We start from the raw sequence: 12,325 nt of genomic DNA, 5'->3' as shown, positions 1-12,325 counted from the left end.
GGCTTCCCTCGCGCGCACCCGGCGTGCCGTTTTTCATCTGCACAAGAAGGAAGCCGCGGAGATGACATGCATCTCCGCGGCTTCTTGCGCTGGCCGAAAGCTCGAACAACGCCGGCACGCACCCTAGCCCGGTTCGGGAAGGTCCTCGTACCAGCGCTGGATCCGAGCGACATGGCAGCCGGCTGCCCTGGACAGGCAGGCGCCTTGGCACCGTTGCTCGCAGTAGGCCTGGGCCTCGTGACGAGCGTCCATCCAGGGGCCGAGCGCGCCCATGAGCGTGGCCCTGAGCGCTTCCTTGTCGTCTCCTTCCTTGCTGCTGGCCAACGCCGCCAGCGCAGCGCGTGCGGCGGGACCCGTTGCCAGCAAGGCCTGCAGTTCCGGAACGTCCGGGACATCGAACGTTTCGGGCTGCCGCTTCATCTGAGCCAGCAGCTCCCACAGGGCCTGTTGCGAGGCAGGGGGCGCCGCAGCGCTCTGCGTCTGCCGGCGCGGGCGGATGCTGTCGCGCAGGGCGAGCCACCACGCGGCCAGTGTCCTGAACATGAACCTCTCCGATCTGTGAGCAGGGAACGTCGACCTCATGGACGTCGATAAGACATCCGAGGGGTCCGAGGCGGTATAGGTCGCCGCAGGCGCGGCGCAAGAGATGACGGGCCCAAAGAGAAGAACCCGGGAGGAGGCGTGTGTGAACACGCCTACCCCCCGGGGCCGGGCTCGAACGAACGAACTTGCGTATCGAACTGTGAACTTCACCCGAGAGTGGAACGACACGAACCCTACGGCAAGGAGTCGAGACTCCTGCCGCAGGGTGTCGTGCCGTTCACACCCTGTCAGTCAGCCGTGTCGTCGAAGACGACGCAGCGTGACTAGACGCCGAGGGTCAGCCGGTCCCTCAGCTCCTCCAGACGCGAGGCGGCGTTGTCGTCGAACATGACGACACCGAGCCTGTGCTGCGTCTGCCAGAAGCCGAAGTGGTAGGCCACCCCGTCGGCGTCCTCGACGAACTCGAGCGCGCGCTCCAGCGAGAGGTCCTCGTGGACCTGGATCTCTCGCACGCAGCACATGTTGCTCTTGCCGAGGAGCAGCATGATGAGCAGCGGGAAGGTGCTGCCGTTCACACGGAGGTTGAACTCCGTGATCCAGCCGTTCTCACCGTCCTCGCTGACCCGGAAGTCGATACCGAAGGCACCGCGCAGTCCCTGGTTGACCAGGGTGCGGGCGACCTTCAGCAGCGCTCGCCGGATGCGCCGGTTGATCTTCACCGGCGCCTCGTTGCCGAAGTGGTGGTTGCGGGCGTCGACGAGCTGCCGGGTGATACCCAGCAGCCTGAGCACGCCGCCGTCCTTGCCATCGCTGGCGAAGAACTGCGCCGAGCCGTCCCAGCCGTTGCCGGTCTCCGGCACCGCCGCCTGGACCTGCACCGGTTCGTTGCGAGCGTGGAGCTGGGCGACCGCGTCCACCACCGCCTGCCCCGAGATGGGGCCGACGACGTTCGGGAACTCGGTCACGCCGCTGCTTTCCGTGCAGCGCTTGACGAACACGCGCTGGTTGCCCCACCGAGCGAGGTCGAACTGCTGACCCGGCTGGAGCACGACGGTCCGCGGCATCTCGTGCCGCTGACCGATCAAGCTCATCCAGCCGGGCGTGCGGTCCTTGTCGCCGGCGGCGTCCCGCACGTCGACAGCGTTCGGATTGTTGTTCCGATCGTTGTGCGTGTGCGGCACCAGCACCCGGTTGCCGATCTCCTGCACGCTCGGGTTCAGCGACCAGACCACGTCGGTGGTCGGGTTCAGCCCCCGGTTGCGCAGGTGGTTCAGGGCCGTCCCGAAGATCGGGCGGAACGACTCGGGCAGGCAGATCCGGTCGATACCCTCGCGGGTCGCACCGAACGCCTGCGCCAAGGCACCGTTCAGCCGCTCCTGGCTGGCCTCGAACGCTCCGGCGGGGTTCACGCAGTAGATGGTCGGCTCGAGAGCCTCCATCCAGTTCTGCTCAGTCACTACCGATCACTGTCCTTTCGTCCGTGGAGGTTCATCGTCCCCAATGGGGTCGAGCCCTCCAACCGTCGTGGGTCGTTCCCGCCAGTTGGCGGGCCCACGTCGGTGGTCTAGGGCGGGTCACAAATCTGTCAAGGGAGGGGGATGGGTGGGTGGGTACGCGATGTGCCAAGCGGCGCCACAAATGAAGAAGCGCTGGCCGGACGCGGAGAGATATCCGCGTCCGAACCAGCGCCTGCCCGACGTTCACTCAGGCACTTCAGGAATGGGTCCCGGCATGCATGGAGCTACGCATCCGGGCACGCGGACGTGTCGACGACACGTCCGCGCCCCGGCCCACTCAGCTCTTCTTGTCGTCTTCGCCCTTCTGCTTGCGTCGCCCGGCGAACCAGAACGACACACTCATCGTGACGAAGATGACGGCACTCACCAGCCAGTCTCCACCGGTGAACCGGACGGAGAAGAAGACCGCGTCGCTGAACCCGCCCAGGATCACCTGCGAGCCCCTCAGCAGGGCCAGCCGGGACTTGGGCATGGTGTCATCGGGCGCGACCCGCAGCGAGCCGTACAGCGCGACCTGCTGCGCCAGCGAGAACGCAGGCACCGCCAGCAGAATCAGGAAGCTCTTCCACCCGATGGACGCAGGGCCCACCAGCTCCGCCTGCTCCAGCCCGGCGACGGGCATGAAGAGCAGGGGCAGCAGCAGCACGGCCGGGAGGCCGTTCTGCCACAGCGCCGTGGTGAGGTTGCTCTCCTTCTTCTCGCGGTTCGGCAGCGCCTTGAAGAGCTGCTCGATCTCGTTGTCGGAAGCGTTCGGGTGCTGGACGCGCAGGTTCTCACGAACCTTCTTGCCCAGCGCCCTCACGGACACCTGCGTGAACTGCTGGAGCCAGGCGGTGAAGAACCCGCTGGCGACCATCAGCCCGATGCCGAGTCCGATGCTGCCGTTCCCGAGGCTGCCCCCGCCGATCGTGAAGGCACCGATCACCGCGTACGCCGCCGACCCCAGCAGGGCCTTCAGCGACGGGCGCTCGATCACCTTCGCGTCGCGACCTTCCTTGCGAGCACGCGTGCGCTCGGTGCGCACGCGCACCTTCCAGACGATGACCTCGACGATCACGGTCCAGATCGGCAGGATGATCAGGGACAGGTTGCTCTGGAACTGGCCGGTCAGCATGCCGGCAGCCAACACGATGCACATCGTCTGTCCACCCTGCGTCACGGCCTGGCCGATGCTGGCCGGGATGTGCGCGGGACGGAACTTGACGTAGTGCTGCGGCCGCTTCGTCAACCGGGCCATGACGGCCCGGCAGATATTGATCGCGAACATGGTGCCGACCACCGCGGCGGTGAACCAGATGAACCGGTACACCCAGACGGTGGACTGGGACACGGTGCCCTCGAGTTCGAGGGCACGGCTCGCGGTCTGCATGCCGACCACGCCGGCGTTGTAGACGATGTAGAGGAACACCGTCATGAACGCGACGCTTCCGAAGGCGCGCCCCATCGGGTCGCGCCAACTCATTCGTGGCGACAAGGCCACTCACCCCTTTCCTGGTCCCGAGGAGCTTGGTCGCTCGTCGGGTCGAAGGATCCCCCTTGCGGGGATGCGGCTGTCTGCCGCAGGTTGGACATAGGGCGGGCCCGCCCTATGTCAAGTGGACGCGGATCGGCCGGCCGAGGTCGATTGAATGAAATGATTTACAACGCCAATAATGAATGGCATCATTCACTCATGCCCTCCATCCAGCAACGCATCACGACCGCGGTTTCCGACGCTTCGCCCTCTCTGGCGCGCGTCGGTCACTGGATGTCCGCTCACCCGATCCAGACGTTGTCGTGCAGTGCCGACGAAGTCGCTTCGCTCACCGGCACGTCGGTCGCCGCGGTCAACCGCTTCTCGCGTGCGGCGGGGTTCGACGGCTTCGCACACCTGAAGGCGTCCCTCGGCAAGGAACTGGAGTCGGTGGTCGATCCGGTGCGCAAGGTCGGTGGGGCCAGGGGCAAGGCGCGCGGCGACGTCGACATCGATGCCGATGCGTTGCAGGCCGCTGCCGCGGGGCCGCAGGTCCAGCGGGCCGCCGGCCGCCTGCTGAAGGCGCGCAACGTGTTCGTGCTCGGCCTCGGCGCCAGCAGCTTCGTGGCCGGCTACGCCGCGCACGTGCTGATGCCCTACCTGCCGCAGGTCTATCCACTGGCCGGCCCGGGCGGCACCGAGGTGGCGGCGCGCCGCCTGTCGCATTGCGCCGGCACCGACGTGCTGCTGGCGCTGTCGCTGCCGCGCTACTCCACCGCCACCGTGCGCATGGCCCGTTTCGCGCGTGAGCGCGGCACCCATGTCATCGCCATCACCGACGCCGCCGGCAACCCGCTCGCGCAGCAGGCCGACAGCCTGCTGCTGGCGCCGGCGCAGCACAGCGTCATGCCCAGTTCCGCGCTGGGCGCATTGGTTGTCGTCGAGGCACTGGCCTCGGCCGTCATGCGCCTGAATCCGGATGCGGTGCGTATCGCCCGCGAGTTGTCCGAAGCAGTGCTCGCGCATCTGACCACGGACGGATACATCCCCGACTCCAACGACAAGGACGAGACATGAAGACTGTATTCGCAGCAAGCATCATCGGCGCCGCCATGGCTGCCGGCCTGGCGCTTCCCGGCGTGGCCCACGCGGGCAAGGTACTCGATGGCGTGAAGCAGAAAGGCGTGGTGACCTGCGGTGTGCACACCGGCCGTGCCGGCTTCGCGCTGACCAGCGCCGACGGCAAGTGGACCGGCCTGGATGCCGACTACTGTCGTGCGCTGGCTGCGGCCGTGCTGGGCGACGCCGAGAAGGTGAAATTCGTGCCGACCAGCGCGCAGACGCGCATCACGGCCCTGCAAAGCGGCGAGATCGACGTGCTGTCGCGCAACACCACCTGGACCTACACGCGCGACACGTCGCTCGGGCTGGCCTGGGTGGGCATCAACTTCTACGACGGGCAGGCCTTCATCGTGAAGAAGCGCCCCGGCCTGAAGAGCGTCAAGCAGCTCAACGGCGCCACCATCTGCGTCGACTCGGGCACCACCACCGAGAAGAACCTGGCCGAGTACTTCCGCGCCCACAACCTGAAGTACAAGGCCGTGGTGTTCGACCAGCACGAGGCCACGCTGCACGCCTTCACCAGCGGCCGCTGCCAGGTGTTCAGTGGCGACAGCAGCGCACTGGCGGTGCTCAAGGCCACGCAGCTAAAGAACCCCGACGACTACGAGATCCTGCCCGAGCTGATCTCCAAGGAGCCGCTCGGACCGGCCGTGCGTCGCGGCGACGACGAATGGTTCGCGATCGCCCGCTGGACGCTGTACGCGATGGTCGAGGCCGAAGAGCTGGGCATCAGCTCGAAGAACATCGACAAGCTCAAGGCCGACGGCGACAACCCCGCCATCGCGCGCTTCGTCGGCGCCGGTGACGACATGGGCAAGTTCCTCGGCCTCGACAAGGAGTGGACCTACCGCATCGTCAAGCAGGTGGGCAACTACGGCGAGTCGTTCGATCGCAATCTGGGCGCGCAGTCGCTCGTGAAGCTGCCGCGTGGCTACATGAAGCTGTGGACCGATGGCGGTCTGATGATGTCGCCCCCGCTGCGCTGAAAGACCATGTCCACGACTTCTGCATCCTTGCCGGCGCCCGCCGAGATGAATGCCGCACCCAAGCCGCCCGCGGCACCGCTGAAGTGGCGCTCGCTGCTGCTGCAGGTGGTTGCGCTGGCGCTGGTGCTGGCGGCCGGAGGCTGGCTGGCGCACAACGCGGCGCAAAATCTTGAGGCGCGCAACATCGCCTCCGGGTTCGGCTTCCTCGATGACAGTGCCGGCTTCGCGCTCTCGGAAGGGCTGGTCGAGTACCAGGCCGGCGACAGCTACGCCAAGGCGTTTGCCGCCGGCCTGTCCAACACCGTGCGCGCCGCGGTGCCCGCCGTGCTGCTGGCCAGCCTGCTCGGCTTTGCCGCCGGGCTGGCGCAGGTGAGCCGCCATGCGCTGGTGCGGCTGCTGGCCAGCGTCTACGTCGACGTGGTGCGCAACGTGCCGCTGCTGGTGCAGGTGCTCATGTGGTACTTCGCGCTCACGCTGTCCCTGCCCAGCCCGGACCAGCCCATGCAATGGGGCGAACACGTCTACCTGAGCAAGGGTGGGCTGGCGGTCGCGATCCCGGAGCTGGGAACCGGTCGCATCGTCTCGGGGCTGGTGGTCACGCTGGCGCTGCTGGCCGCGGCCTGGCGCTTTGCGGCGCGCCGCGGCCTCGCCGTGGCGGGTGCGCTGGCGGTTTCGGCGGCCCTGTGGTTCGCGCTGCCACAAGGCTGGCAGCAGCCGACGGTGGGCATCTTCGGCGTCAGCGGCGGCGCCACGCTGAGCCCCGAGTGGCTGGCCCTGGTCGGAGCGCTGACGGTGTACGCAGGCGCCTATTGCGCCGAGGTCGTTCGGGCCGGCGTGCAGGCGGTCCCCCGCGCTCAGTGGGAAGCCGCGCATGCGCTCGGTTTCACGCGCACCCAGACACTGGCGCGCGTGATCGTGCCGCAGGCCCTGCGCGTCATCGTGCCGCCGTACACCAGCCTGGTGATGAACACCGTCAAGAACTCGTCGCTGGCGGTGGCCATCGGCTACCCGGACATCGTCTCGGTCGCCACCACGTCGCTGAACCAGAACGGGCAGGCCATCGAATGCCTGAGCATCATCGCGGGCGTGTACCTGATGCTCAACCTGGTCATCGCGGTGGTGATGGGCGCGGTCAACACGCGCGTGCAACTCAAGGAGCGCTGAGATGGCGCAGATGCTTCAACCTCCCGCGCCGGCCTCGCTGCTGCAGCGGCTGCGCGCAACGCTGTTCAGCGACGCACCCTCGGCCCTGGTGTCCAGCGCGCTGCTGCTCGGACTGGCCTACGCGGTCTGGCAGGCGCTGCAGTGGGGCGTGTTCGGCGCGGTGACGGTCGCCGACCCGGTCGCCTGCCGCGCCACCGAGAGCGCCTGCTGGGGCGTGCTGATCGAAAAGCACCAGCTGGTGCTGCTGGGCCGCTTCCCGCCCGGCGAACTGTGGCGGCCCATCGTCGCCAGCATCGTGCTGCTCGGCACGGTCGGCGCGGCGGCCCACCCGCGCTGCTTCGGCCGCACCGGGCTGGCGCTGCTGGTGGCCGGTCTGCTGGCGTTCGGCGTCCTGATGGCCGGTGGCGTGTTCGGCCTCACGCCAGTCGGCTCCGACCTGTGGGGCGGGCTGCCGCTGACGCTGTTCCTGGCCGTGGCCGCGCTGCTGATCGGCGTGCCGCTCGGCATCGCGCTGGCACTCGGCCGGCGCTCGAAGCTGCCGGTGCTGAGCTGGCTGTCGACGGGCTACATCGAAGCCATCCGCGGCGTGCCGTTGATCGCGCTGCTGTTCTTCGGCGCCTTCGTGCTGCCGCTGCTGCTGCCGGCGCAATGGCGGCTCGACCCGATGCTGCGCATCGGCGCGTGCCTGACGCTGTTCCACGCAGCCTACCTGGCCGAGGTGTTCCGCGGCGGGCTGCAGGCGGTGCCGCGCGGGCAGTACGAGGCGGCCCACGCCCTGGGGCTGAACAAGTGGCAGACCCTGAGCCGCATCGTGCTGCCGCAGGCGCTGCGCATCACGATTGCGCCGACGGCCAACAACTTCATCGGCGCCGTGAAGGACACCTCGCTGGTGGCCATCGTCAACATCTACGACCTCACCGGCACGCTGCGACTGGCGATGAGCGACCCGCAGTGGCAGCCCTTCTTCGTCGAGATGTACATCGTGGTCAGCGCGATCTACCTGACGATCGGCCTGTCGATCGCCCAGTACAGCCGCTACCTCAACCGTCGCTATAGCTTGAGATGACCCACCCCCTGCCGGCTTCGCCGGCCTTGCAGGCCGCGCCGGGCCAGGAGGCCCGGCCCTTCGCAGGCGCGAACAGTCCGCAGGGACCGTTCGTGTCCGGGCTCAGCCCCCTCAAGGGGGCGGCGCTGGCAGACCGGCGGCGCCGGAGCTGCGGCGCCACTCGGACAACCGGTTCGTGCGTACCAAGGCGCGACCAAGACGTGAGATCAAACTGATGAGTGCTATGACCTTGCTGTCGATGGACGGCGTACACAAGTGGTTCGGCGGCTTCCATGCGCTGGACGATTGCAGTCTCGAGGTGTCGCAGGGCGAGAAGATCGTCATCTGCGGGCCGTCGGGCTCGGGCAAGTCGACGCTGATCCGCTGCATCAATGCGATCGAGCGGCACGACGGCGGCCGCATCACCTTCAGCGGTGTGTCGCTCGACGACGGGCGCGAGGCGGTGCAGGCGCGCAAGGGCATCGGCATGGTGTTCCAGCAGTTCAACCTGTTCCCGCACCTGACGGTGCTCGACAACGTGATGCTGGCGCCGATGCTGGTCAAGCGCCAGGCGCCGACGCCGAGCCGGCAGCAGGCGCTCGCGCTGCTGGAGCGCGTGCGCATCGTCGAGCAGGCGAACAAATACCCCGGGCAGCTGTCCGGCGGCCAGCAGCAGCGTGTCGCGATCGCACGCGCACTGGCGCTGCAGCCCCAGCTGATGCTGTTCGACGAGCCGACCTCGGCGCTCGACCCGGAGATGGTGGGCGAGGTGCTGGAGGCGATGCAGGAACTCGCGCGCGAGGGCATGACGATGATCGTCGTCACGCACGAGATGGGCTTCGCGCGCCAGGTCGCCGACCGCGTGATCTTCATGGAGGCCGGGCGCATCGTCGAGGTGCAGCCGCCGGACCGCTTCTTCGACAACCCGCAGAGCGAGCGCACGCGCGCGTTCCTCGGCAAGATCCTGACGCACTGAATGGCTGCTTCCTACGCTCTCGCCCTGCACGGCGGTGCCGGCACCATCGCGGCCGGCGGCGACGAAACCCCCTATCACGCCGGGCTGGCCGCCGCGCTCGAGTGCGGCGAGGCGGTGCTCGCCCGAGGCGGCAGTGCGCTCGACGCCGTGGTCGCCACCGTCGCCGCGCTGGAGGACTGCCCGTTGTTCAATGCCGGTCGCGGTGCGGTGTTCTGCGCCGACGCGCGGCACGAGCTCGACGCCGGCGTGATGGACGGGCAGACACTCGCCGCCGGCGCCGTCGCTGGCGTGCGCACGGTGCGCAACCCGGTGCGGGCCGCGTTGCAGGTGATGCGCGACGGCCGCTGCGTGCTGCTGGCCGGCGAGGCGGCCGACCGGATGGCGCGCGCCAACGGCGTCGAGATCGTCGAGCCGTCGTACTTCTCGACGCCTGCACGCCTGGCTCAGCTGCGCGAGGTGCAGGCCCGGCACGGCCAGACGGCGGTGCTCGACCATGACGCCGCCGAGGCGCGCCACGCACCGCACCGCTTCGGCACCGTCGGGGCGGTGGCGCGCGACCGCCACGGACATCTCGCGGCCGCCACGTCGACCGGCGGCATGACCAACAAGATGCCCGGGCGGGTCGGCGACACGCCCATCGTCGGCGCCGGGGTGTATGCCAACGACGCGAGCTGCGCGGTGTCGTGCACCGGCACCGGCGAGCACTTCATCCGCGCCTGCCTGGCGCACGACGTGCATGCCCGCATGGTCTACGCGCGCCAGGAGCTGGCGGTGGCCGCCGACGAAGCGCTCGCGCAGTCGCTGGCGCCGCTGGGAGGGCTCGGGGGCCTGGTGTCGGTTGGACGCGAAGGACGCGTTGCGATGCCGTTCAACTCGCGCGGCATGTACCGCGCCTGGGTGCACGAAGGCGAGGCCGGACGTACCGGCATCTTCCGCTGACCGCGTTTCCCCTGGATCGGAACCCACCATGCGCCTGGACTTCTTCTCCCTGCACCTGTTTGCCGACGTGGTCGATACCCAGAGCATCAACCGCGGGGCCCGGCAGAACCACATCGCGGTGTCGGCGGCGAGCAAGCGCATCACCGACCTGGAGGACCTGTTCCAGACCAAGCTGCTGCATCGGCATGCGCGCGGCGTGAGACCGACCGACGCCGGCGAAATGCTGCACCGGCGCGTGAAGGCGACCATGGGTGATCTGGAACTGCTGATGGTCGAGATGAGCCAGTTCGCCCAGGGCGTGCGCGGGCGGGTGCGGCTGCATTCGAGCAGCGCGGCTGCGGTGCAGCGGCTGCCGGGCGACCTGGCCTCCTTTGTCGAGATGCACCCGCAGGTACAGGTCGACCTCACGTCGCACGCACCGGCCGACACGCTGGACATGCTGGTGCGGGGTGAAGCCGACGTCGGCATCGTTGCGCCGGTGGCACCGTATCCCGAGAGCCTGTGCGTCTGGCACTACGACACCGTGACGCACGTGATCGTCACGCACCCGTCGCACCCGCTGGCGCGACGCGAGTCGGTCAGCTTCGCCGACACGCTGGTGCACGACCACGTGAGCCTGACGGCCAACGGCGAATGGGACATCCTGCTCGGTCGCATGGCGCAGGGGCGGGGCGGCGCACTGAACGTGCGCATGCGGGCCGACAACTACGAGGCGGTGTGCCGCCTGGTGGCCGCCAACCTCGGGCTGGCGGTGGTGCCGGCCGACTCGGCACGGCTGTATGCGCAGCCGCTGCGCCTGCGCGTGCTCGCGCTCGACGAGGCCTGGGCCAGCATGCCGGTGCACGTGTGCTGTCGCGACCTGCAGTCGCTGCCGGCTTCTGCACGGCGGCTGGTGCAGCACCTGACGGCGCGCAAGCCCGAGCCGGCACCGGAGTCGATGCACTGGGGGAGCGCCCGCAACGGCCTCGACGACGGGCCCCTGCTGCCGCGCAGCCGGCTGCAGGGACCGGCCACGCTGGCCAGCGCCGTCAGCTGCTGAGCCAGCCTGCCGAGCGCGCATCGCAGCGTGGCGGAGCATTCCGCAGGCTCGGAACTTGCGTTCTTGCGGCGCGAAGGAGAGACGCCGCATGAAGAACGCTGCCCCCACGCCCCGCAGGAACAATGCGCCGCGCGACGCCGGCAAGGTCTATCGTCTGGACACCGGCAAGCGCCGGCAACAGGATGCACAGGCCAAGTCGGGCGTGCGCTGGATCCCGATCCCCGAGGAGCTGTTCCAGTCCGCGCTCGCGCTGCGCATCGACGTGCAGCGCAAGCTGCGCATGAGGCCGGACACCTCGGTTGTCGTCGCCGCGCTGCTGGCGCAGGCGCTCGCCGTCGACGGCATCGCCGATGCGGTCGGGCACTACGCGCTGTCGCTGCACCGCGGGCCGGGCGCCGACTCCGAGCCGGCGGCGGCCGCTCAGCCGGCCGACGAGACTTCCTGACCCGAGCACGCCGCGGTATGCGGCGCAACGCACGACCGGCCCCGCCGGCGTGCAGGATCCCGCCCGGCGCGAACGCCGGGCGAGCGCTTCAGTCACCGCCCTTGCAGCACAACGGCCACACCTTGTCCGGATCGTCCGACGAGCAGCGGCAGGCGTTCTCGGGCTTGCTCAACAGGTTGCCGCCGCCGGTGTGCACCGGCCCGGCATCGGCCGGGTAGCTGTCGGGGCCCCAGGCGTCGGTCGGCGTGCCGGTGCGCGGCGCGTTCGCCAGCTTGTTGTCCTCGGCGTGCAGGATCGCGCAGGCGCAGGACATGCGGATGTTGACGACGGTGGAGCTTTCGCTGCGCATGTTCTGCTGGATGATCTGCACGCTCTCGTCGTTGTAGACGCGCGTGACGACCGCCACGTGGCCATGCTCCTGGCTGGCGCCGCACTGGCCGCCGCCGAACACGAACAGGTCGCCCGGCACCGGCGTGCCCTGGCCCGGCCGGAAGCGCTTGACCCCTTGCGGCAGCGGCCAGTCGCACATGTTCTTGGCCGACGGCATGATGATCCACTTGTTGAACTTGAAGCCGAAGTAGCGCTGCGCCAGCTCGAAGCACTGGTAGCCGAACCCGCTGTTGGTCATGATGCGGTTGCCGAACGGGTTGGACGTGTAGGTGTCCTTGCCGTTGGTGCTGAAGATCGGGTTGCCGTAGCAGTGATGCTTGTTGAAGACGGGAAAGCCGGTGGGATCGTCGAACTTGTCGAACCCGCTCTTGCCGTCGAAATAGGCGGACGGCGCTGCGCCGCAGGCGAACGCAGCGGCATGCTGCGACACGGCCATCAGCATCGCCGCGCAGGCGAAGGCCAACAACGGCCGCCAGGAGAAGTGAAGCCCGAAGCGGGCGCGTGGCAGAAATGACAACATGGGGCCTCCGGTGAGACTTGATCTTCGTGTTTGGCTCGCGTTGCCCGAAGCGCCCCGAGCCATCGCAGGCCTGCGCGATTTCCGTGCCAGCCCGGCGATGAGCGGCCGACGTTCGCGCGCGGCTTGCCCCGGTGCTTCCATGCCGGCGCAGCCGATGCAGGTGTGCGGGATGCCGCACACCGCTGC

The 12,325-nt window shown here is 68.8% G+C and carries 12 protein-coding genes; 8 read left to right on the top strand and 4 right to left on the bottom strand.

Features of this window, described 5'->3' with window-relative positions:
- Positions 1–123: 123 nt before the first annotated feature.
- The 3 genes from M8A51_RS20395 to M8A51_RS20385 form a co-directional block, all read right to left on the bottom strand.
- Positions 124–543, bottom strand: coding sequence for a hypothetical protein (locus M8A51_RS20395; protein WP_251780375.1), 420 nt, complete (start codon positions 541–543; stop codon positions 124–126).
- A gap of 323 nt (positions 544–866) precedes the next feature.
- Positions 867–1,982 (bottom strand): ATP-grasp domain-containing protein, encoded by a 1,116-nt coding sequence (locus tag M8A51_RS20390; protein WP_251780374.1) that lies wholly within the window; start codon positions 1,980–1,982, stop codon positions 867–869.
- 355 nt (positions 1,983–2,337) lie between these two features.
- Positions 2,338–3,522: an HMG-box domain-containing protein gene (locus M8A51_RS20385; protein WP_251780373.1), complete on the bottom strand. Its 1,185-nt coding sequence runs from the start codon at positions 3,520–3,522 to the stop codon at positions 2,338–2,340.
- Positions 3,523–3,732: 210 nt separating this feature from the next.
- Between M8A51_RS20385 and M8A51_RS20380 the strand changes: the two genes are divergently transcribed.
- The 8 genes from M8A51_RS20380 to M8A51_RS20345 all read left to right on the top strand — a co-directional run bounded on the left by M8A51_RS20380 (position 3,733) and on the right by M8A51_RS20345 (position 11,229).
- The gene (locus tag M8A51_RS20380; protein ID WP_251780372.1) at positions 3,733–4,590 is read left to right on the top strand and encodes a MurR/RpiR family transcriptional regulator; all 858 of its coding nucleotides are present in this window, start codon (positions 3,733–3,735) and stop codon (positions 4,588–4,590) included.
- On the top strand, positions 4,587–5,621 hold the full coding sequence (locus M8A51_RS20375; RefSeq protein WP_407062254.1) for an amino acid ABC transporter substrate-binding protein: 1,035 nt from the start codon (positions 4,587–4,589) through the stop codon (positions 5,619–5,621). The genes M8A51_RS20380 and M8A51_RS20375 overlap by 4 nt, the downstream gene beginning before the upstream one ends.
- Positions 5,622–5,627: 6 nt before the next feature.
- Positions 5,628–6,785, top strand: a complete 1,158-nt coding sequence (locus M8A51_RS20370) for an amino acid ABC transporter permease (RefSeq protein WP_251780371.1) — start codon at positions 5,628–5,630, stop codon at positions 6,783–6,785.
- Between the two features lies 1 nt (position 6,786).
- Positions 6,787–7,851 carry an amino acid ABC transporter permease gene (locus tag M8A51_RS20365; protein ID WP_251780370.1) on the top strand — a complete coding sequence of 355 codons (1,065 nt, stop codon included), beginning with the start codon at positions 6,787–6,789 and terminating at the stop codon, positions 7,849–7,851.
- A 214-nt stretch (positions 7,852–8,065) separates the two neighbouring features.
- Complete coding sequence (locus tag M8A51_RS20360) at positions 8,066–8,806, top strand: amino acid ABC transporter ATP-binding protein (RefSeq protein WP_280926117.1); 741 nt, start codon at positions 8,066–8,068, stop codon at positions 8,804–8,806.
- Positions 8,807–9,745: an isoaspartyl peptidase/L-asparaginase family protein gene (locus tag M8A51_RS20355; protein ID WP_251780369.1), complete on the top strand. Its 939-nt coding sequence runs from the start codon at positions 8,807–8,809 to the stop codon at positions 9,743–9,745.
- A gap of 28 nt (positions 9,746–9,773) precedes the next feature.
- The gene (locus M8A51_RS20350) at positions 9,774–10,784 is read left to right on the top strand and encodes a LysR family transcriptional regulator (protein ID WP_251780368.1); all 1,011 of its coding nucleotides are present in this window, start codon (positions 9,774–9,776) and stop codon (positions 10,782–10,784) included.
- 88 nt (positions 10,785–10,872) lie between these two features.
- Entirely contained in the window at positions 10,873–11,229 is a 357-nt protein-coding gene (locus M8A51_RS20345) for a hypothetical protein (RefSeq protein ID WP_251780367.1), read from the top strand.
- Between the two features lie 88 nt (positions 11,230–11,317).
- Here the strand turns inward: M8A51_RS20345 and M8A51_RS20340 are convergent, their stop codons facing one another.
- A complete protein-coding gene (locus tag M8A51_RS20340) occupies positions 11,318–12,139 on the bottom strand; it encodes a CHAP domain-containing protein (RefSeq protein WP_251780366.1) in 822 nt (273 codons plus the stop codon).
- Positions 12,140–12,325: the final 186 nt, after the last annotated feature.

It is taken from the genome of Caldimonas mangrovi (genome assembly GCF_023721835.1).
Lineage (GTDB): Bacteria > Pseudomonadota > Gammaproteobacteria > Burkholderiales > Burkholderiaceae_C > Caldimonas > Caldimonas mangrovi.
This window is presented reverse-complemented; position numbering and strand designations above follow the sequence as displayed.

What these genes read in the sequence shown, in the direction of transcription:
- M8A51_RS20395 (WP_251780375.1), bottom strand. Translation starts at nt 543, where the DNA reads ATGTTCAGGACACTGGCCGCGTGGTGGCTCGCCCTGCGCGACAGCATC.
- M8A51_RS20390 (WP_251780374.1), bottom strand. Translation starts at nt 1,982, where the DNA reads ATGGAGGCTCTCGAGCCGACCATCTACTGCGTGAACCCCGCCGGAGCG.
- M8A51_RS20385 (WP_251780373.1), bottom strand. Translation starts at nt 3,522, where the DNA reads ATGAGTTGGCGCGACCCGATGGGGCGCGCCTTCGGAAGCGTCGCGTTC.
- M8A51_RS20380 (WP_251780372.1), top strand. Translation starts at nt 3,733, where the DNA reads ATGCCCTCCATCCAGCAACGCATCACGACCGCGGTTTCCGACGCTTCG.
- M8A51_RS20375 (WP_407062254.1), top strand. Translation starts at nt 4,587, where the DNA reads ATGAAGACTGTATTCGCAGCAAGCATCATCGGCGCCGCCATGGCTGCC.
- M8A51_RS20370 (WP_251780371.1), top strand. Translation starts at nt 5,628, where the DNA reads ATGTCCACGACTTCTGCATCCTTGCCGGCGCCCGCCGAGATGAATGCC.
- M8A51_RS20365 (WP_251780370.1), top strand. Translation starts at nt 6,787, where the DNA reads ATGGCGCAGATGCTTCAACCTCCCGCGCCGGCCTCGCTGCTGCAGCGG.
- M8A51_RS20360 (WP_280926117.1), top strand. Translation starts at nt 8,066, where the DNA reads ATGAGTGCTATGACCTTGCTGTCGATGGACGGCGTACACAAGTGGTTC.
- M8A51_RS20355 (WP_251780369.1), top strand. Translation starts at nt 8,807, where the DNA reads ATGGCTGCTTCCTACGCTCTCGCCCTGCACGGCGGTGCCGGCACCATC.
- M8A51_RS20350 (WP_251780368.1), top strand. Translation starts at nt 9,774, where the DNA reads ATGCGCCTGGACTTCTTCTCCCTGCACCTGTTTGCCGACGTGGTCGAT.
- M8A51_RS20345 (WP_251780367.1), top strand. Translation starts at nt 10,873, where the DNA reads ATGAAGAACGCTGCCCCCACGCCCCGCAGGAACAATGCGCCGCGCGAC.
- M8A51_RS20340 (WP_251780366.1), bottom strand. Translation starts at nt 12,139, where the DNA reads ATGTTGTCATTTCTGCCACGCGCCCGCTTCGGGCTTCACTTCTCCTGG.